This window comes from Marinicauda pacifica (assembly GCF_004793635.1).
Classification (GTDB): domain Bacteria; phylum Pseudomonadota; class Alphaproteobacteria; order Caulobacterales; family Maricaulaceae; genus Marinicauda; species Marinicauda pacifica.
The window spans coordinates 317,782-337,167 of the sequence record NZ_SRXV01000001.1; the positions used below are offsets into that span (position 1 = coordinate 317,782).

At 62.4% G+C, this 19,386-nt stretch carries 13 protein-coding genes; 7 read left to right on the forward strand and 6 right to left on the reverse strand.

The features are described 5' to 3' along the window. The first annotated feature begins 36 nt into the window (after positions 1–36). Together E5162_RS01645 and E5162_RS01650 are read left to right on the forward strand one after the other, a co-directional pair. Positions 37–960 (forward strand): SDR family NAD(P)-dependent oxidoreductase, encoded by a 924-nt coding sequence (locus tag E5162_RS01645; protein WP_135943213.1) that lies wholly within the window; start codon positions 37–39, stop codon positions 958–960. Positions 961–997: 37 nt separating this feature from the next. Beyond that, entirely contained in the window at positions 998–2,200 is a 1,203-nt protein-coding gene (locus tag E5162_RS01650) for an acetyl-CoA C-acyltransferase (protein ID WP_135943214.1), read from the forward strand. Positions 2,201–2,284: 84 nt separating this feature from the next. Here the strand turns inward: E5162_RS01650 and E5162_RS01655 are convergent, their stop codons facing one another. Continuing rightward, on the reverse strand, positions 2,285–3,817 hold the full coding sequence (locus E5162_RS01655) for an alkaline phosphatase (protein ID WP_135943215.1): 1,533 nt from the start codon (positions 3,815–3,817) through the stop codon (positions 2,285–2,287). A 141-nt stretch (positions 3,818–3,958) separates the two neighbouring features. On the opposite strand from E5162_RS01655, the gene E5162_RS01660 reads away from it, so the two are divergent. After that, on the forward strand, positions 3,959–4,852 hold the full coding sequence (locus E5162_RS01660) for a diacylglycerol/lipid kinase family protein (protein WP_135943216.1): 894 nt from the start codon (positions 3,959–3,961) through the stop codon (positions 4,850–4,852). Then, positions 4,849–5,682: a metallophosphoesterase family protein gene (locus tag E5162_RS01665; protein WP_135943217.1), complete on the forward strand. Its 834-nt coding sequence runs from the start codon at positions 4,849–4,851 to the stop codon at positions 5,680–5,682. The genes E5162_RS01660 and E5162_RS01665 overlap by 4 nt, the downstream gene beginning before the upstream one ends. On the opposite strand, the gene E5162_RS01670 is transcribed toward E5162_RS01665, so the two are convergent. From E5162_RS01670 to E5162_RS01690, 5 genes are all read right to left on the reverse strand, one after another. Continuing rightward, positions 5,679–5,807 carry an entericidin A/B family lipoprotein gene (locus E5162_RS01670; RefSeq protein ID WP_135943218.1) on the reverse strand — a complete coding sequence of 43 codons (129 nt, stop codon included), beginning with the start codon at positions 5,805–5,807 and terminating at the stop codon, positions 5,679–5,681. The genes E5162_RS01665 and E5162_RS01670 overlap by 4 nt on opposite strands. A 127-nt stretch (positions 5,808–5,934) precedes the next feature. Continuing rightward, entirely contained in the window at positions 5,935–7,968 is a 2,034-nt protein-coding gene (locus E5162_RS01675; protein ID WP_135943219.1) for a M13 family metallopeptidase, read from the reverse strand. Between the two features lie 229 nt (positions 7,969–8,197). After that, positions 8,198–11,419, reverse strand: a complete 3,222-nt coding sequence (locus E5162_RS01680; protein WP_135943220.1) for an efflux RND transporter permease subunit — start codon at positions 11,417–11,419, stop codon at positions 8,198–8,200. Positions 11,420–11,458: 39 nt separating this feature from the next. Continuing rightward, positions 11,459–12,721, reverse strand: coding sequence for an efflux RND transporter periplasmic adaptor subunit (locus tag E5162_RS01685; protein WP_135943221.1), 1,263 nt, complete (start codon positions 12,719–12,721; stop codon positions 11,459–11,461). Positions 12,722–12,760: 39 nt separating this feature from the next. After that, entirely contained in the window at positions 12,761–14,143 is a 1,383-nt protein-coding gene (locus E5162_RS01690; protein WP_135943222.1) for an efflux transporter outer membrane subunit, read from the reverse strand. A 187-nt stretch (positions 14,144–14,330) separates the two neighbouring features. Between E5162_RS01690 and E5162_RS01695 the strand changes: the two genes are divergently transcribed. The 3 genes from E5162_RS01695 (at position 14,331) to pstA (ending at position 19,372) form a co-directional block, all read left to right on the forward strand. Beyond that, positions 14,331–15,758, forward strand: a complete 1,428-nt coding sequence (locus E5162_RS01695; RefSeq protein ID WP_135943223.1) for a sensor histidine kinase — start codon at positions 14,331–14,333, stop codon at positions 15,756–15,758. A 184-nt stretch (positions 15,759–15,942) separates the two neighbouring features. Next, complete coding sequence (gene pstC, locus E5162_RS01700; protein ID WP_135943224.1) at positions 15,943–17,637, forward strand: phosphate ABC transporter permease subunit PstC; 1,695 nt, start codon at positions 15,943–15,945, stop codon at positions 17,635–17,637. Continuing rightward, a complete protein-coding gene (gene pstA, locus E5162_RS01705; RefSeq protein ID WP_135943225.1) occupies positions 17,630–19,372 on the forward strand; it encodes a phosphate ABC transporter permease PstA in 1,743 nt (580 codons plus the stop codon). The genes pstC and pstA overlap by 8 nt, the downstream gene beginning before the upstream one ends. Positions 19,373–19,386 lie beyond the last annotated feature (14 nt).

A 19,386-nucleotide genomic window follows, 5' to 3' on the forward strand; every position in this document is an offset into this window, starting at 1 on the left:
GGAAGGCAGGCTTTTGATCATGACACGAGGTGAGGCATGAGTGATATCCGGTTCGACGGGCGAGTCGCCATTGTTACCGGTGCGGGAACGGGGCTTGGAAAGTCCCACGCGCTGGAATTGGCGCGGCGCGGCGCGAAGGTCGTCGTCAACGATCTGGGCGGTTCGGTGTCCGGTGAGGGCGGGTCGCTCTCGGCGGCGGAGAGCGTCGTCAGGGAAATCACAGACGCAGGCGGTCAGGCCATTGCCCACGGCGCGAACGTCACCAGGATCGCTGAAGTCCAGGACATGGTCGATCAGACCCTGAAAACCTGGGGCAAGGTCGACATCCTCGTTAACAATGCCGGCATTCTCAGAGACAAGAGCTTTTCCAAGATGCCGCTGGAAGATTTCCAGGCGGTTGTCGACGTGCATCTGATCGGTTCGGTCAACGCGACCAAGGCGGTGTGGGAGCCAATGCGCGAGGCCGGTTACGGCCGCATTGCCATGACCAGTTCGTCATCCGGCATCTATGGGAATTTCGGTCAGTCCAATTACGGCGCGGCGAAAATGGGTGTCGTCGGTTTCATGAACGTCCTCCATCTGGAGGGCCAGAAATACGGCATCAAGGTCAACACGCTCTCGCCCACCGCATTGACGCGCATGACCGAAGGTCTGATCCCCGAAGAGGCGGCCAAGCTGATGACGGTCGAGTCCGTTACGGCCGGGCTGGTCTATCTCGTTAGCGAGGATGGACCGGCGCGCACGATACTGTGCGCGGGTGCCGGCGGTTATGCCGCGACGAAAATCTATGAAACTCCAGGTGTTTATCTTGCCCCTGAGGACCAGACGCCGGAAAAGGTTGCCGAGAATTTCAACAAGATTGTCGACCCGGATGGTCAGCAGGAGTTCGAACAGGGCGGCCAGCAGACTTTCAAATTCGTTGAGTACGCCGCGCGGCATTTTGGCGTGAAGCTCGGCTAGACTCCCTCTCACTCAAACGCTTCAAGGAAAATTCCCCATGCGCGAAGCTGTTATCGTTTCCACTGCACGCACGCCGATCGGCAAGGCCTATCGCGGCGCTTTCAATAACACCCAGGCCCAGGAACTGGGCGGCCACGTCATCAAGCACGCTGTCGAGCGCGCCAAGCTGGATGGCAAGGACATCGACGATGTCGTGATGGGCGCTGCAATGCAGCAGGGCTCCACCTTCCAGAATCCGGCCCGTCAGTGTCTCATCCGTGCCGGTTTGCCAACCAGCGTTGCCGGCATGAGCATGGACCGGCAATGCGCCTCTGGTATGATGGCAATCGCCACAGCGGCCAAGCAGATCATCTCCGATGGCATGCAGGTCACGGTCGGTGGCGGACTGGAATCCATCTCCCTTGTACAGAACGAACACATGAACCTGCATCGCGCCTTCGATCCCTGGATCAACGAGCACGTGCCGGCCCTGTATATGTCGATGCTGGAAACTGCCGAGATTGTTGCCGACCGCTACAAGATCTCTCGCGAAGCCCAGGACGAGTATTCGCTACAGTCCCAGCAGCGGACTGCCGCGGCGCAGAAAGCGGGCAAGTTCGACGACGAGATCGTCCCGCTTCCCTCCAAGCAGGTGAAGAAAAACAAGGAAACCGGCGAGACCGAGATCGTCGATGTGGTCCTTGAAAAAGACGAGGGCAACCGGCCGGAAACCACGCTCGAGGGGCTTCAGAGCTTGAACCCGGTTCATGCGAACGGTCAGAAGGTGTCCGAAGGCCAGTTTATCACCGCCGGCAACGCCTCCCAGCTCTCCGATGGGGCCTCGGCTGCGGTCCTTATGGAGGCCAAGGAAGCGGAAAAGCGCGGGCTGGAGCCGCTGGGTGCGTATCGCGGTATGGCGGTGGCCGGCCTCGATCCCGACGAGATGGGCATCGGCCCGGTCTACGCCATTCCCAAGCTGCTTAAGGCAAATGGTCTGAAGATGGACGATATCGGGCTGTGGGAACTGAATGAAGCTTTCGCTGTGCAGGTCCTGTACTGCCGCGACAAGCTGGGTATCCCGAACGAGCTTCTGAACGTGAATGGCGGCGCGATCTCCATCGGCCACCCGTACGGCATGTCGGGTGCGCGCATGGTTGGCCACGCCCTAATTGAAGGCAAACGCCGCGGTGCCAAATATGTCGTCAGCACGATGTGCGTGGGCGGCGGCATGGGCGCGGCCGGTCTGTTCGAAGTCTACTAGGCTTCAGCCGTCGACCCGACAAAACAAACCCCGGGACGGTCAACCGTCCCGGGGTTTCTTGCTGGAACCGCTGGTCGGCGCTTTCTAGTCTTCGTCAGCCTGATCCCAGCCATAGGCGTAGGTGATGATGTGGAAGAGCGTGTTCTGTTCCATCACACCGCGCACAAGGTGCGCCTGGGGACCGGTCGCGTAGGCAATCACGTCTTCACCAGAATGAGTTTCTGACCCCATCGGCACGGCGCTCTCCTGACGGTAGTCAGGGTCCATCACTTCCGCGTCGGTCAGACTGCCCTCAGGTGGGCGCTGGTGCGGGCCGGTATAGTAGCCGAGCGTGGTGTAGGGTCGGCCATCCTGAGCGGTTGCAGGCGGCGTAGGATCATCGCTGAGATCTGGCGCGTCAGGGTGCACCAGGCCGAGGATCGGATTGCCGCGGCGCGGATAGCCTGCGATCGAGAAGACGTGTCCGTGATCGGCCGTGACGATGATCAGCGTTTCGGACAGGTCGACCATTTCGCTGGCGCGTTCGATCGCCTGAGCGAATTCCTGAGCGTCAGCAAGTGCGCGCGCGGCATTGCTGCCGTGATGAGCGTGATCGACGCGGCCAGCCTCCACCAGAAGATAGAAGCCGTCTTCGTCGCCCTGCAGCCGGTTTACGGCCAGCTCGGTCAGTTCGGCGAGCGAGGCTTCGTCCTCGCCGCGATCGAGCTCGTAGGGTAGGTGGGAACTCGCCAGTAGACCCAGGAGCGGACGATCCGCCGGGCTGGCCAAGAGGTCGGCCCGGTTGTCGGCATAGGCGCCGCCGCGTTCGACCCATTCGGCAGTCAGGTCCCTGCCGTCGGCGCGCTGGCCTCCTGTACTGGAAGGCAGGAAGGCCGCACGCCCCCCGCCGATGGCCAGTTCAAGTCCGTTCCCATGGTCAAACTCGACAAGCTGGCGGGCGATGTCGCGGCATCCCGCCTCGACCGCGTCGGCGGGCAGAACCGCATCGACTTCCCAGTTGCGACTGGGCACGTGGGCAAAGGCCGTCGCTGGCGTGGCGTGAGTGAGGCGGGCGCTCGACACGATACCGGTGGAGAGGCCGCGTGCTTCTGCGAGTTCGAGAAGCGTGGCGGGAAGGTCCGCATCGCTTCGGCAGCTCTCCAGCGTTTGACGGGCGTAGACAGAAATAGCGCCGTTATGAGTTTTCACGCCGGTATGGATTGCGGACGCAGTGGCCGCGCTGTCGGGAACCTGCCCGTTTTCCGAATAGGTCTTGATCGTCGCCGTGTGGCCCCAGCGCTCGAACGGAAGATAGTTTTCCTCACCGCTCATGCCGCGCGACTGTCCGTCATAGATCCGTGCTGCGGTGACTGTGCCGAGGCTCATACCATCGGCGATGAACACAATGACGTTGCGCGCCCGGCCGTTCGCGAGCGGCTGATTGATCCGCTCAGCCAGCTCTTGCTGGCCAAGATTGCGCCATTGTGCCCCTGTCCCTGAATACGTGACGGCCTCGTAGGCCGCCACCGCATCGGGTCCGGCCGGTCCGTATGCCGCTGGCGGGGTTTGCGCCGTATTGCTTGCGCAGGCGCCAAGACTGAAAACGCTTGCGGCGAGTAGGAGAGAACGGATCGTCATGATAGGCCCCCGGTTCTGGTCATTGCACGAGTACCGGCCATAAGCCAAAAATATGACATTTGCACAATGTCGCTCCTGCGCTCCGTACATCTTTGCTCACGCCGCGCGGATCATTTGCCGAGTAGAGATCGTTAGGCGAACATGAAAAAATCATTGGCGTTGCTGATTAATCCGGGAGCCGGGTCCGTTCCGGCCCGGATCGAGGATTCCTTTATCGATTCACTTACGCAGGCGGCGAGCTGGGCCGACGTCGAAATCCAGCTTCTCGACACCGATTTTGAGCAAACCATCCGCGACGTATGCGAGCAGAAGCGCGACATTATCGCGGTCGCTGGCGGGGACGGGACCGCGCGCTCCGTTTGCGAAATCGTGGCAGAACGCGAAATCGACTGTCAGATCATGCCCTTGCCTCTGGGCACTGCGAACATTCTACCCAAGCGCCTGTACGGCGATCGGGACTGGAGAACGGTGCTGGAAGAAGCGCCAAGCTATCATGAGGTGAAGCTGCATGCTGGCGGGCTCGACGGTAAGCTCTTCTTCGTCGCTGCCTCGGTCGGCTTTCTCACCCGCTTTGCCGAAGCCCGCGAGGCGGTGCGCGACGACGGACTCTTCGGGGGGCTTGGCGGCATCTGGCGCCACGCAAGCGAAGGGGTCGAGGCCATGCTTTCCACTCGGCTGAGCCTCTACGCCGACGGCGCCGAACGCCGGTTTGCGAAGGTGCGGGCGGTGATGCTGGCCCCGGGTGGGATTGATGTCGTGCTGGAGACTGGCGCGGCGGAAGCGGGGCGTCCCAAGCTGGAAATCGTCACCGCCGATCCCCGGCATATGAGCGAGGTCGCCAGCCTCGGGATGAGCACACTCATGCAACAATGGCGTGACCATCCTCGAATCCGGTCAGGGTGGGTGGAAAGCCTGAAAGTCGACGGACGTGACACGTTGGACGTTATGCTCGACGGTGAGCCCATGCATTTGAAAGCGCCGATCGAGTTCAAGATCAAATCAGAAGCTGTGCGGTTCCTGGCCGCGAACGGATGATGACTAAAATCCTGCATATCGCCGACCTGCATTTCGGCCGCGAGGACGAACGCCTCGTGGAGGCGCTCGCGGAAATGGAAAAGACCCTGGCACCGGATGTCGTGGTGGCGTCCGGTGACCTGACTACGTTCGGAAAACGCAGCGAATTCGCGGCCGCACGCAAGTTATTCGAACGGTTCAGGGCCCCGGTCGTGGCTTCGCCGGGCAATCATGATGTGCCTTATGCCAACATCTTTTCGCGGCTGCTCTCGCCCTGGCGCCGTTTTCGCCGCCGGATGGGCGACACGATCGAGCCGCGCTTTGCCGACGATAAAGTGGCCATCGAGAGTTTCGAGACGAGCCGGGGTGCGCAGTGGCGGCTGGACTGGTCATTGGGTCGGGCAAGGCCCGACCAGGCCCGTGAAATCGCCGGCAGGCTGCAGCACAATGCCCCGAATGGCCAGTTGAGGGTCGTAACGTGTCACCACCCCTTGGTCGCACCGGAGGGCATGACCGGGCGGGCCAAGACAAAGTTCGGGGGCGCGGCGGCTGACGTCTTCATTCGCGGAGGCGCCCACCTGGTTCTGACCGGTCACATGCACCAGGTGTTCGCCCTGGCCGAGAGCCATGAGGATCATGTGTGCTGGTTTGTCAGCGCGTCGACCGCGTTCTCGATACGCACACGCGACGAACCCGCCGGGTTCAATCTGCTGACGGTTGAGGACGATCACTTCGTGATGGATGTCTACGTCGCCACTACCGAGGGCGACTTCATGCACTCCGAGACGCGTCATCTCAACCGCAAGGAGTCCGAGATATTCCCGGAGCACCCCGGGAAGCCGGGGATCTAGTCGACCGCGCTTTCGAGCGCCTCCCCGGCGTTCTGGATGTCCCGCCCTGCGCCCTGGATGGTCTGGCAGGCGGTTAGCGTCACCGCAATAAGAAAGATGGACGCGATTGTGGCCCAGGCTTTCATGATCTTGTTTCCCTCTAACGAATAAGCGCTTCCGGACTTTAAGGTCGGCGCGGAGAGACCGCCACAAAGAAAAAGCCCGCCGCGCAGTCGCGGCGGGCTTTTCGCTGTGATCAGCTCGAGCTGGAAACTACCAGATCGAGACACGCTCTTCAGGCGGGAGGTAGAGCTCGTCGCCTTCTTCCACATCGAACGCCGCGTACCAGGCATCGATATTCCGCACGATGCCGTTGGTCCGGTATTCCGAGGGCGAGTGGGGGTCGGTCACCAGACGCTGACGCAGATTGTCGTCGCGGTAGAGACGGCGCCACACCTGGGCCCAGGCGAGGAAGAAGCGCTGGTCGCCGGTAAAGCCGTTGATGACAGGCGCCTCACCATTTTCGTAGTTGGCTTCGGCAAAGTCGCGCCATGCCGAGTAGGCCATCTCCATCCCGCCGAGATCGCCGATATTCTCACCCATCGTGAGGTTCGGGTTCACGCATTGGTCCTCGATCGGGCAATACTGGGCGTATTGCGCACCGAAAGCATCGGCACGTTCCTCGAACCGGGCGTTGGTTTCCTCGGTCCACCAGTCGCGGATGCGCCCCTGGTGATCGAAGCGGCGGCCCTGGTCGTCAAAGCCGTGACCGATCTCGTGACCGATGACGGCGCCGATACCGCCATAGTTGATCGCTGGGTCGGCAGCGGGATCGAAGAAGGGTGGCTGCAGGATTCCGGCCGGGAAGGTGATCTGGTTCAGCAGCGGATTGTAGCTGGCGTTCACGATCTGCGGCGGCCAGCCCCACTCACGACGGTCCACCGGTCCCGCGAGGTCCTCGACCTGATCCTGCCACTGGAACTCGGCCAAGCGCATCCGATTGCCGAAATAGTCGCTCGCATCGACTTCAAGGCCGGAGAAGTCATCCCAGATTTCAGGATAGCCAATACGCGGCTCAAAGGTCGACAGCTTGAGCAGAGCTTGCTCGCGAGTTTCCTCGTCCATCCAGGCGAGGTCTTCCAGCCGGACCCGGAAAGCGCTGGTGAGATTGCCGACGAGGCCTTCCATCTGTTCTTTTGAACTCGGCGGGAAGTGCCGGTCGACATAAATTTGACCGATCGCATGGCCGAGCTGGTTGCCGATCAGCTCCACGCCGCGTTCGTCCCGGGGGCGGGGCTCTTCGATACCGTTCAGCGTGGTGGAAAAGAACGCGAAGTTCGCGGCATCGAAATCCTCGCCCAGCCATGCGGCCCGGTCAGAGATGAAGTGGAAAGTCATCCAGTCCTTGATCAGCGCGATGTCGGTGTTCGCGACGATCTCAGCCGACTCGCTGATAGCGGATGGCGTCGTGACCATATAGCTGTCCACACCGCCCAGGCCGAGCTGGTCGAGGCCGTCAACCAGATCCAGGTTAGGCGCCAGGGCCGCGACCTCGTCCGGCGTCATCACATTGTAGATGGCCTGAATGTCGCGTTGGCGTTCCTGGCTCCAGTGGACTTCGGCGAGAGCGGTCTCGAATTCCAGGATGGCGGCGGCCTTTTCGTCACCGCCTTCAATGCCGGCGAGTTCGAAGATTCGCGCGATATAGTCGACATACGCCTGACGGAATTCGGCGAAGCGTTCCTCTTCGTTTAAATAGTAGTCGCGGTCCGGCATGCCGAGACCGGCTTGAGACATCGCAACCGTGTAACGGCTGGTGTCGGCGGGATCGGGCAGCACGCCAGCAGCCCACGGGGCCGCATAGTGCACGGTCGCGAACATTGCGGCCGCGTCTTCGTGGGTCTCGATTTGCGCGATGCGGTCCAGATACGGACGCGCCGGCTCCAGCCCGCGTGCATTGATGGCATCGGCATCCATCCAGCTCTCGAACAGGTCGCCGACCATCTGGGAATTCGTACCGTCTTCCGCGTCTTCGGCAGCCGCTTCCCGCACGATCACCTGGACATCTTCATCGGCTTCAATCGAGAGCACTGTGAACATGCCGTAGTTCGACCGGTCGGAGGGGATCTCCGTGGCGTCTAACCAGGTGCCGTTGGCGTACTCGTAAAAGTCGTCTCCGGGATCGATTTCGGTATTCATGCCTTCGACATCGAAACCGAACGTGCCATAGCGCGGCTCACCCTCTTGGGCCAGCGCGGCGCCGGTGGCGAGCGTAAGCATCGTCGTTGAAAGAAGCAGGGTTCTCATTGCGGGTCTTCTCCCCAGGTTAAGCGCTTCGTCTGTACGAAGTCGCAATCTTGTCCGGATCCGGTGTGCCGCCAGCATCTTCCCGAGTATCCGGAAGCGGTAACCGATACTCTAGCCCAGAACACCGCGCGTGCATCCTCCGGCATGCGCAAGACGTCGTCTCAGGGCAGAGGTCGATAAAAAAGACCGGGTACGAAAAGGGTCACCCTTTCGCGCCCGGTCTTGCGGTTCATTCGGCGGGCTGACCTGCAGCGTGGCCGACGTCGACTTCCTCCTCGTGCGTGGAGACATGGCCGCTATAGCTCGACCCGATGCCGGGCTGCTTGTGACCTGTCCACAATCCGACCAGGGCCCGCCGGATGTCCACGCCGACGGCATAGAGAGCGGGCACCAACAGTAGCGTCAGGAAAAGTGCGAAGATCACCGCAAATCCAAGCGCAATGACCATCGGTTTGAGGAACTGGGCGGCGGTCGACCGTTCTGCAATCATGGGCAGGATGCCGATGAACGTAGTGACGGTGGTCAGGAGGATGGGACGAAAACGCTGAACCGCGCCGTCCACCAGAGCCTGGAACGCGCCCACTCCGCGATCGCGTAGCCGGTTCACGAAGTCCACAAGAACCAGGTTGTCGTTGATCACGATCCCCGCTGCGGCGCCGATGCCGAAGCTGGAGAATAGCGCGAACGGGACGCCGAGGATCAGGTGGCCGAACACGGCACCGGCGAAGGCGAACGGAATGGCGGTCATGATCAGGAGAGGCTGCCAGTAGGAGCCGAAAGCGACCGCCAACAGAACGTACATCAGCGCGATCATGATGAATTGCAGGGTCATTATCTGTTGCAGGAATTCCTGCTCGCCCTGGGCCTCGCCGATGGCCCCGACCGACACCCCTGGATGGCGCTCGCGCCACTCGGGGAAGAAGTTCTCGTTCAGGTCCTCGCGAATGTCGCGCGCGGCATCGGGATCGGTCAGCTCTGCGCTAACCGTTACCGTCCGCTGACGGTCGCGGCGACGAATCCGGCTGATGCCGGGAGCGAACTCGGCTTCGGCGACCGCCATGAGTGGCACTTCGCGCCCGTCGGCGGTGCGTATCCGCAGGTTGTTGATCGCATCCAGGCTGTGACGCAGCTCGCGCGGATAGCGGACCATGACCCGAACATCTTCACCTTCGCGCGGGAGACGTTGAGCTTCCTGACCGTAGAAGGCCTGGCGGACCTGGCTTGTCACGTCGGCGAGGGTCAGGCCCAGGGTTTGCGCGTCCGGCTTCAATGACAGACGCAGTTCGTCGGCCGAGGTCTGCAGATTGTCTACGATGTCATAGGCCGTATCGTAGGTGCGAAGATGGGCTTTCAGATCTGCTGCAGCCGTGCGCAGGACATCCAGATCTGGATGGTTGATCGCCAGTTCGATCGCCGGCCCCTGCTCGTTCAGCGTGGCCTCGAAGCGGATTTCTTCCGCGTCGGGAACAGGGCCGAGCGCCTCGCGCAGGCGTTGAGCCACCTCGGTGGTGGGCAGGTTGCCCGGCCGGTCCTCCGGCGGCGCGATATTGATCCAGGCACGCACTTCACCATCGGTGGCCAGCGTGGAGCGGCTCATGATCATGTCGCGCTCGTCTGGAAACTGCTGGCGATAATAGGCTTGGACTTCTTCTTCCGCCTCGTCCAGGCGAGCCCGGATGTCGTCGGTTCGCGACCAGGGAGTGCCCTCGGACAGCGTGATGTTCACACGGATGAGATCACTTTCGATCTCGGGCATGAAACGCGCCGGAACCCGCCCTGTCGCCATCAACACGATGGACAGCGCGAATACGCCCACGAAGACCGTAATGGTGGCATAGCGCTGACGGATCGCCAGGGTGAGCACGCGAGCATAAATGTTACGCGCAAACCAGGTCAGGCTGTCGGCAATCGCGGCCTGGACCTTCAAGAGCGGGGCCAAGGCGCCGGTCTGCTTCTGCGGACCGATATGAGCCAGGTGGGCCGGCAGGATCAGAAGAGACTCGATCAAAGAGAAGGCCAGTGCAGCGATGATCACCAGCGAGATCTGGCGGGTGAACTGGACTTCAGGCCCGGACAGCAGCATCCAGGGCGCGAATGCCATCATCGTCGTGATCACAGCAAATACGACCGGCTTTGCAACCATCTGCACGCCAAGGATCGCGGCCGTCAGGCCGCTCTCACCGCGTTCGACCCGGTTGTGAATATTCTCGCCCACGATGATCGCGTCATCCACGACCACGCCGATCACGATCAGGAAGGCAAAGAGCGAGAGGAAGTTCAGGGTGATGCCGAGCATCGGCAGCACCATGAGTGCGCCGGCAAAGGCAACTGCGATGCCCACCGTTACCCAGAAGGCCACAATCGGCCGCAGGAATAGGATCAGAATGACCAGCACCAGCCCAAGGCCCAGCAGGGCGGAGTTGCCGATTACCAGGAGCTGGGAGTTGAACTGGTCTGCGCCGTCCCACCATTCAGAGAGCTGCACGGTGTCCGGCAGCTCCTGGTTCTTGCGTTCCATATAGGCTTCAAGGCCCTCGGAGACGGTGATGACATCAGCGTTACCGGTCGAACGAACGGCGATAATCACCATTTGCTGACCGTTGAATGTTGCATTCAGGTTGGCATCCGCGAGCCCGTCGGAGACCTGAGCCACGTCACCGACGCGGATGATGCTACCATCGGCGGTCTGGCGCACAACGATGTCTTCGAACTCTTCAGCTGTGTCCGCGAGCTGGCGGGCTGTGATGCGGACGTCACCCAGGTCGGTGCGCACCGATCCAGCCGAGACGTTCATAGACGAGTTGGAAATGGCCTGCGCCACGTCGGAAAAGGTCAGGCCGTACCGGCGCAAGTTCTCTTCGGAGACCTCGATCGCGACCTCTTCGGGCAGGGTGCCCATGATATCGACCAGGGAAGCATCGGGCACCTGAATCGAGACCTCGTCTCGGATTTCGCGTGCGATGCGCTGCAATTCGCGGCGATCAATATCGCCGTGGACGGCAAAGCCGGCGATCTGGTCCTGATTGCGCCATTGCTGGACGATCGGTCGGTAGGCATCGCGCGGCAGGTTGTTGACGGTGTTTACGCGGCGCTCGATCTCGTCAACGAACCACGCGTCGTCAATGCTCGACTCGCCCTCTACCCAGATGCGCGCCGATCCCTCACTGGCGGTTGCGGTAAGCTCCTCGATCCCTTCGAGGTCGGCCAAGGCCTCCTCGATCCGCACAATGATCTGTTCCTCGACGTCCTGGGGCGAAGCGCCAGGCCAGGACATCGAAATGGTCGCACCCGGGAATTCGGCGCCGGGATTATTTTCGCGCTGCATCGAAAAGAAGCCGATAATGCCGCCCACAAGAGCAATCACCATCAACAGATTGGCGGCCACCGAATTCCGGGCCCACCAGGCGAGCAACCCCTTCTGGGTGCTCGGATCTTGGGAATGTTCAACCATTTTTCTACTCCTTCGCCGGGTGCCGGGGCAAAGCGGGCATCAGCCCGCGCTCGCGACACTGGCGGAATCTTCACCTTCGGGCTGGTCGGCGGACGAAGCGTCCGAGTCGGCCAAGCCATCGAGTGGCTCGCCATCCGGCCCAAGCGGAGTAACGGGCATCCCGTCGGCGGCCGCACGCACCGGCGAGGTGATGACACGCTCTCCTTCTTCTACACCGTTGGCGACCACGACTTCCTCGGCGTTGGAATCAATCACCGACACCGTGCGAACGGAAAGCGTTCCGTCCTCCTCGGCGACGTAGACGGTGTCGTTCCCACGCAATGCGCTACGCGGCAGGATGTAGGCCTGGCTGATTTCCCGGCCCTCAATGAACGCGTCCACGAACAGACCGATGGCGAGCGGTGCGCCCGCTTCCTCGGCGCCGGAACCATACGGGTCTTCAACGGACACGATGGCATACAAGGTGCGAGTCTGCGGATTGATAGCGCTATCGGTACGCACCACATGGCCCGTCCATTCGCGGGGCTCGCCGGCCAGCATGGCGCGCAGAAGGACTGTCGGGCCTTCGCTATCGCCGGCCTGGAAGGCAAGCGGAATGCCCAGCTTGCCCAGCTGGGCATCCGTCAGCGGCAGACGAATCTGGACCTCATCGGTGGAGAAGACCTCACCGAGCTCGCTACCCGCGCCGACGAACTGGCCCAGATCCGCATTCTTGCTGCGGACCCGGCCGTCGAATGGCGCGGAAATGCGCGTCCGGCGCAGGTTCAACCTCGCCTCGGCGAGACTCGCCTCAGCGGCGGCGAGTTGGGCGCGTGCATCCTCCATCTGGGGCTGGCGCAAGGTAAGCGCGGAGGCCTCGCCTTCGCCGAGACTCTCCCACTCTTCTCGCGCCAGGTCGCCTTCGGCTTCTTCCAGCAACAATTGCTGGCGGCGTTGTGAAACGAGCGCTTCGGCGCGCGTCACTGCGAGCCGATAATCATCGTCCTCGACACGGACCAGCGTCTGACCGGCTTCGAAAAAGCCGCCCTGCACGAAATTGGGATCCACATAGTCGATCCGTCCCGAGACCTGGGCTGTGAGAGATATCTCGGTAAGCGGACGCACTTCGCCTTGCGTGTTCACGGTCAGCTGGACCGGGCGCGCTTCGGCCTCGGTGACGAACACCGCCACCGGACGCGCTTCGACTTCGCCGCGCTCTGGTTCCGGCGCGGTGCTGAACAGCACCGCGAAAAGGAGGATGAAGGCCCCGAGAATGAGAACAGGACCCCCGAAAAGGACTAATCGACCGCTAAACTTGCTCATGACCAACCTCGTATTATTCTTCTTTGTTTGTTCTGTGTTTTAGTTGCTTGTGTCCGCATAACCGCCACCCGCAGCGAAGTCGCCGGCGACAGCCAGATGGAGATCCACGCGGTTCGTGGCGCGTTCGAGCCGCGCTCTTATCAGTTGGGATTCGGCTGTGATCAGGCGCGATTGAGCGTCGATCAGTTCGAAAATTGTTGCGACGCCGCTGGCATACTGGCGCTCGACCAGATCGAGGGCCGCCGCTGCTTCGCGTTGAGCGACGATGAGCGCCTCTACCCGTTCTTCAAGCGTTCGGTCGGCATAGATCGCATTCTCTGCTTCGCGAAGCGCTGTGAGGGCTGTTTCGACATACCGGGCAGACAACTGGCGCGCGACCGCTTCTGTTCTGGTCCGCTCTGCACGCAGAGCACCGCCTTGGAAGATGGGAGCCAGCAGGGAGGCCGAAATCGTCTCCACGAGGAAATCGGGATCGAACAGATCGCTGGCGTCGCTGCTTTGACTGGAAATGCCCGCGCCCAGGGACAGGCCGGGATAGAGCGCCTTGCGCGCCGCGCTCGCCGAATAACCGGCCGAAGCCAGCCTGGTTTCCGCCGCGATCACATCGGGGCGGCGTTCAAGCAGCTGCTGGGGAGAGCCGGGCTGAGGCAACACGGGCAGGATGGGTAGCGTGCTGTCCGGAACAATTTGGTTGCCCGGGTAGCGCCCGAGCAGCACCTCGAGAGCTCGGCCCGAAGCGGCCTCAATGCGAATCTGCGCGGCAAGGGAAGCTTGTGAGCTGGCGAGGGCCGAGCGGGCAGTCCGGACATCGGAGGAGCGAGCTACCCCGCGTGCGAACCGGCGTTCGACGATCTCAAGCTGACGCGACCGGGTGTCGACATCGCGCCGGGCCAGCTCGGCTTGCTCCTTGGCCTCGATGAGGCTGAACCAGGCCTTGGCCGTGGCTCCGGCGATCGACAGTCGGGCTCCATAAAGGTCGGCCCGAGCGGCCTCCGCAGTGAGGTAGCCCGCTCGCGCCTGATCGCTCAGCCGGCCCCACACATCGACCTGCCAGGCGACATCCAGTCCGAACGAGTATTGCTCGCTGGGCCGGGAGCTCGTGTCGCTGCTGCTGGTTGACGCGGATGCGTCAGTAGAGGGCAGACGGTTCGAACCGGCTGCGCGCGCCGAAGCGCGGGCAGCGTCCAGACTGGCTGACGCTGCTTCAATTGTCGGGTTTGCTGAAAGGGCTTGAGCCACCAGCGCGCTGAGCGTGGCGTCTTCAAACGATGCAACCCAGTCGCCAGCAGCGGGAAGCTCAACCTGCGGTTCGGCCTGGAAGTCGGCGGGCGCCTCAATTCCAGGAGCGATAGCAAGGTTGGGCGTCCCGGCGCATGCCGCAACGACCAGGGAGGCTGAGATGAGTAGACTTCGCCGTAGCAAAGGCCCCCTCCTTTTTTCTTGTTTTTCCTAATCGACCGCGATCGAACCTATCGATCACATCCTGAATGTCAACAAACTTTTATCGAAAAACGCTAAGGATTTCTCGAATTACAGAAAATTCATGTTGAGGTTGAGTTTCCTGCCAGCAAGTTAGCGACATGTCACAAACCCATGTTATCAAAGCGATATGAGAGCTCGCCGAGACCCGTCCGACAATTGGTCCAAAACGCCTGCCGACCGGCCGCGCCGCCGCGATATCGCCATAAGCTCGGGTCTTGGCGTACTGGTCCTTGCTGTCTTACTGGCTGCCGGCACGATCGATCTCGCCGTGTTCGTCGGCACCTCGCTGGCGCTCGCCTCGCTCTCGCTCGTCTATTATCTCACGGCGTTGACGACGATTGAACCGGAAGCGCGACCGGTGGAGCGTGTGACCGTCCAACCTGCCGATACGGCGGTCGCAGAGTTGATGCTGGAACGCATTACGGTTCCTATCTTGCTGATCGGACCGGGCGGACGGATCGAGCGCGCCAACCCGGCAGCGCGGGCCTTCCTCGGCCTCGGCGGCGAGGGCGGGCTGTTGTCGGCAACCTTGCGCCAGCCTCGCGTTCTCGAAGCTGTCAGCGCGGCCCTTCGCGGCGAGAAGGGGCGGGCGGTCGAGTATTCGACCCTGGCGCCGATCGAGAGTCATGTCCGCGCGTTCGTCGAGCCGATCCGGCTTGAATTACCGGGGCCGATGCCTTGGCGCGCCATGCTGGTTCTGGCTGACGACACCTCGTCCAAACGCGCGGAGCGCATGCGAGCCGATTTTCTGGCCAATGCCAGTCATGAGCTGCGCACCCCTCTCGCCTCTCTGTCGGGCTTCATAGAGACGCTGCGCGGACCGGCGCGCGATGACGAGGAGGCGAGGGAACGATTCCTGTCGATCATGCAGGTGCAGACCGAGCGGATGCGTCGCCTGATCGACGACCTGCTTTCGCTGAGCCGCGTTGAGATGAACGAGCACCTGCCCCCATCCGGCGCTGTCGACCTGTGCGAGCTGGCGCGGGACGTGGCTGGTGCGCTGGGGCCCGTCGCCGCCAGCCGGAGCATCGGTCTGTCCCTCGACGCGTGCGAAGGCGAGGCCATTGTTCACGGGGATCGCGATCAGCTTTATGAGGTCGTCGAGAATCTCGTCGAGAACGCTCTCAAATACTCGGACGACGGTGGATCTGTTGCGATCAGCGTGCGAGCCGACCTCACGCGCGATGCCGCTGAGCACAGCGACGAACGCATCGCGGAAGGGTCTGGCCGGTTGACGCTGTCGGCGCCGCCGCTGAGCTCTGAAGCGCGCTACGGGGTTCTGCGGGTTCGCGATTGCGGCCAGGGAATCGACCGGCGATACCTGCCGCGCTTGTCGGAGCGCTTCTTCCGGGTCGGCGGGCAGAAAAGCAGTCCCACATCGGGAACAGGCCTGGGGCTCGCCATTGTCAAGCACATCGTTGCCCGCCACCGGGGTGGCTTCACTGTAGAAAGTGCACCCGGCGAGGGCTCCGTGTTTTCGATATTTTTCCCGGCCGTGAGAAAGTCGGCTACGGACGGGAACGAACCGGTGCAGCGCGGCGCGACGGTCTCTTGAGCCGCAGACCGAAGGCTGGCCTCTGATGGCGCGTCGGACCTGGACCGGGCGTTGTCACAAAACCGTTGTATGAGTGTCATATTTCCTAGGCCGATAGGGGCCATGGTCCGGCCCGCTTTGGCGCTGGTGTCAGGGATGATACCGCGTCTTTCTCGTATTTCCGCCTCCGGGTTCGAAAATCGGCATGCAAATCTCGCTGTTCACAGTGCTGATATTGATGGTTCTGACCGCGGTCGGCTTTCTGGTCGGACGCCGGCGGGCCTATGCGGTCAGCTCTGGCCACGCGTCGCGGCTGCACTCGCTGCCGAGCTACTATGGCTACTATATTGCTTTGTGGACAGGCGTTCCGGCGTTCATCCTGCTGGCGATCTACGGGATGTTCGGCAATGACGCGGTCAATGCTCTCGCCGGTGCGCAAATGCACCGGGCCGGCGAGCCTGTTCATGCCCAGTTCGAGCAAGCACTGTCTGACGACGAGGACATTGCCCGGCTTGAAGCCGAGCTCGCCACGCTGGAGAACCGGCGAATCTATGCCCGTGAGGCGATCGAGCGCGACAGCGAGCTGGTGCCGGCTGCCGGCGAGTATCCGGCTCAGTCGCCTGCAGAACGTCAACAGGCGCTTTCAAGCGAAATCAACCGGTTGGCAGCCGAACGCGAAGCGCGAGCGGAGGTTCTGGCCGGACAGGTGGAGGCGCAGACTGACGACGCACTGGCGCGTGCGGGCTTTGTCTATTCCCGCCTGAGCGACGAGCGGCGCGAGTTGATGATCAACGATGCTCGTGCGATCGCCTTCGGCGAAGGCGTTGCAAGCCGGGAGACCCCTGAAATCAATGCCTTGGCATCGGCGATGCGGCCATTCCATGAGGTGTTGCGGTCCAGCATGGCGCTGGCGGCGCTGGCTCTGGCGATTGGCGGGCTGGCTTATGCCCGGTCGCGAATCTCGTCGAGCTTTCGCGCCCGCAACCGGGTGGAGGGCGCAATATCGGTGCTTCTCCTGCTCGCATCCGTCATCGCAATCGCGACCACGATCGGCATCGTCTTGTCGCTTCTGTTTGAAAGCGTTCGCTTTTTCTCGGCCATCAACTGGCGCATCGACGAGTTCCTCCTCGGCACGCAATGGAGCCCGCAAATCGCCATTCGCGAGGGCCAGGTCGGTCAGACCGGGGCGTTCGGGGCGGTTCCCCTGTTTGCCGGGACCGCACTTATCACCGTGATCGCGATGCTGGTTGCGGTCCCGGTTGGTCTGTTTGCGGCGATCTACCTGTCCGAGTATGCCAGCACAGGCGTGCGCGGCTGGGCCAAGCCGGTTCTGGAGATCCTGGCGGGCATCCCGACCGTGGTCTACGGCTTCTTCGCCCTGCTCACAGTCGGTCCGTTATTACGCGACGCTCTGCTGCTACTCGGATATGAAAACGCTGTCACGCAAAGCGCTCTTGCCGCGGGTCTCGTGATGGGCGTCATGATTATACCATTCGTCTCCTCCTTGGCTGACGATGTTATAAATGCCGTGCCTCAATCGCTGCGCGACGGCGCCTACGCGATGGGCGCCACGAAGTCGGAGACGGTGCGTCAGGTCATTTTCCCCGCCGCGCTCCCGGGGATTGTTGGCGCGGTCCTCCTCGCGGTCTCGCGTGCCGTGGGAGAAACCATGATCGTGGTGATGGCCGCCGGGCAGGGCGCGAACCTGACGGCCAACCCGCTTGAAAGCGTGACGACCATCACGGTTCAGATCGTGATGCTACTGACGGGCGACCAGGAGTTCGACAGCCCCAAAACGCTCTCGGCCTTCGCCCTCGGCCTGGTCCTCTTCGTCCTGACCCTGATCCTGAACGTGATCGCGCTTCGTGTCGTACAGCGCTACCGGGAAAAATATGACTGATCGCGCCCCCTCATCCGATATCCGCAAGGCGATCGAGACACGCCTGGCGCGGCGGCACCGGGCCGAGCGGCGATTCCAGTTCTATGGAATGGCGGCGATCGCGCTGGCCGTATTGTTCCTGGTGGTGTTGCTATCTTCAATCATCGTGCAGGCCCTGCCGGCCTTCACCCAACACACGCTGACGCTGCCGGTGCGGGTCGAAGCCGAGCTTGCCGATCCGCAAGACGATCGCAGCGAGGAGTCGCTTCGCGCTGGCAGCTATAGCCGGATGCTTCAGGTCGCGCTGCAGGACCAGTTTCCCAGCGTGACCGGGCGCAGCGAGCTGCGCGCCCTGTTCGGGCTCTACTCTTCTGTCAACTCGGCCAAGCTACTCAACCAGGTGGTCGAGAACCCGGACATCATCGGTGAGACCATCGAGTTCTCGATGCCGATCTCTGATGATGCCGATCTGTATCTCAAAGGGTTGACGACAGACGAGCGCTTCGTCGATCGCAACGAGCCCCTGACGCTCAGCGGCGCTGAAGGTGAGGTGACGTTGACCGCCAGCGACCCGGTTTTCAGCGCTTTCATCGAAGAGGTGAACGACACGCTGCGCGCGCGTATCCAGACAGTGAGCGACCGCGCGGCTACGGCACAGGCGCGTGCGGACCGGGCCGAGACCGAAGATGCACGCCAGGCGGCTGCGGCAGGTGCAGAACGTGCGCGGCGCGAGGCGGACCAGCTGGAAGAGCGTCTGCAAGCTCGCGAGGCGCTGAGCCTGAGCCCGGAGATGGCCAGCCTTCTGGTCCGGCTGGGGGGAGGGGTGGTGCAGATCACCCAGCTCGAGCCGGGCGGACGCGTCGCCCGGGGCGAGGTTGTCATCGCGCCCGAGCGCGACGGGGTCTACCAGGACTGGACCGAGTGGCGTATCGAGACCCCGGCGGCGGGCCGGCGCATCGGCGATGTGCAGATCGTCTTTGCGCGTGCGCTGGACGATCGCGGACTGGTCGAAAACGGACTCAATCTGATCCTGTTTACGAACGCTGACAGCCGCGAGCCGGAGCTGGCCGGCGTGCGCGGCGCGCTGATCGGGTCGGTGCTGACCATGATCATCACCATGCTGATGGCCGTGCCGATCGGAGTGGGGACAGCGATCTACCTGGAGGAGTTCGCGCCGAGAAACCGGCTCAGCGAAATCATCGAGGTCAACATCAATAATCTGGCGGCCGTGCCCTCCATCGTGTTCGGCCTTCTCGGTCTCGCCGTCTTTATCAATACGTTCGGCATGCCGCGCTCGGCGCCTCTGGTCGGTGGTTTCGTGCTGGCGCTGATGACCCTGCCCACGGTCATCATCTCTTCGCGCGCAGCGCTCAAAGCCGTTCCGCCGTCCATCCGGGAAGCCGCTCTAGGGGTTGGGGCTTCGCGCATGCAGGCGGTGTTCGGCCATGTGCTGCCGATGGCGATGCCAGGCATCCTGACAGGGTCGATCATCGGCCTGGCCCAGGCCCTGGGGGAGACCGCACCGCTCTTGATGATCGGCATGGTCGCCTTCATCGCCGACCCGCCGACGATGGGTGTCGCCGGATTCACCGAGCCGGCCACCGTCATGCCGGTGCAGATTTTCCTCTGGTCCAGCGGAGCCGAGCGCGCCTTCGAGGCCAAGACGGCCGCCGCGATCCTGATTCTGCTGGCCCTGATGGTCCTCTTTAATGCGGCTGCCATCTACCTGCGCAGCCGGTTCGAACGGAGATGGTAAGCGTGACCGATCCC

Excerpts from the sequence above, each read along its gene's own strand:
- E5162_RS01645 (WP_135943213.1), top strand. The coding sequence starts at position 37 with ATGAGTGATATCCGGTTCGACGGGCGAGTCGCCATTGTTACCGGTGCG.
- E5162_RS01650 (WP_135943214.1), top strand. The coding sequence starts at position 998 with ATGCGCGAAGCTGTTATCGTTTCCACTGCACGCACGCCGATCGGCAAG.
- E5162_RS01655 (WP_135943215.1), bottom strand. The coding sequence starts at position 3,817 with ATGACGATCCGTTCTCTCCTACTCGCCGCAAGCGTTTTCAGTCTTGGC.
- E5162_RS01660 (WP_135943216.1), top strand. The coding sequence starts at position 3,959 with ATGAAAAAATCATTGGCGTTGCTGATTAATCCGGGAGCCGGGTCCGTT.
- E5162_RS01665 (WP_135943217.1), top strand. The coding sequence starts at position 4,849 with ATGATGACTAAAATCCTGCATATCGCCGACCTGCATTTCGGCCGCGAG.
- E5162_RS01670 (WP_135943218.1), bottom strand. The coding sequence starts at position 5,807 with ATGAAAGCCTGGGCCACAATCGCGTCCATCTTTCTTATTGCGGTGACG.
- E5162_RS01675 (WP_135943219.1), bottom strand. The coding sequence starts at position 7,968 with ATGAGAACCCTGCTTCTTTCAACGACGATGCTTACGCTCGCCACCGGC.
- E5162_RS01680 (WP_135943220.1), bottom strand. The coding sequence starts at position 11,419 with ATGGTTGAACATTCCCAAGATCCGAGCACCCAGAAGGGGTTGCTCGCC.
- E5162_RS01685 (WP_135943221.1), bottom strand. The coding sequence starts at position 12,721 with ATGAGCAAGTTTAGCGGTCGATTAGTCCTTTTCGGGGGTCCTGTTCTC.
- E5162_RS01695 (WP_135943223.1), top strand. The coding sequence starts at position 14,331 with ATGAGAGCTCGCCGAGACCCGTCCGACAATTGGTCCAAAACGCCTGCC.
- pstC (WP_135943224.1), top strand. The coding sequence starts at position 15,943 with ATGCAAATCTCGCTGTTCACAGTGCTGATATTGATGGTTCTGACCGCG.
- pstA (WP_135943225.1), top strand. The coding sequence starts at position 17,630 with ATGACTGATCGCGCCCCCTCATCCGATATCCGCAAGGCGATCGAGACA.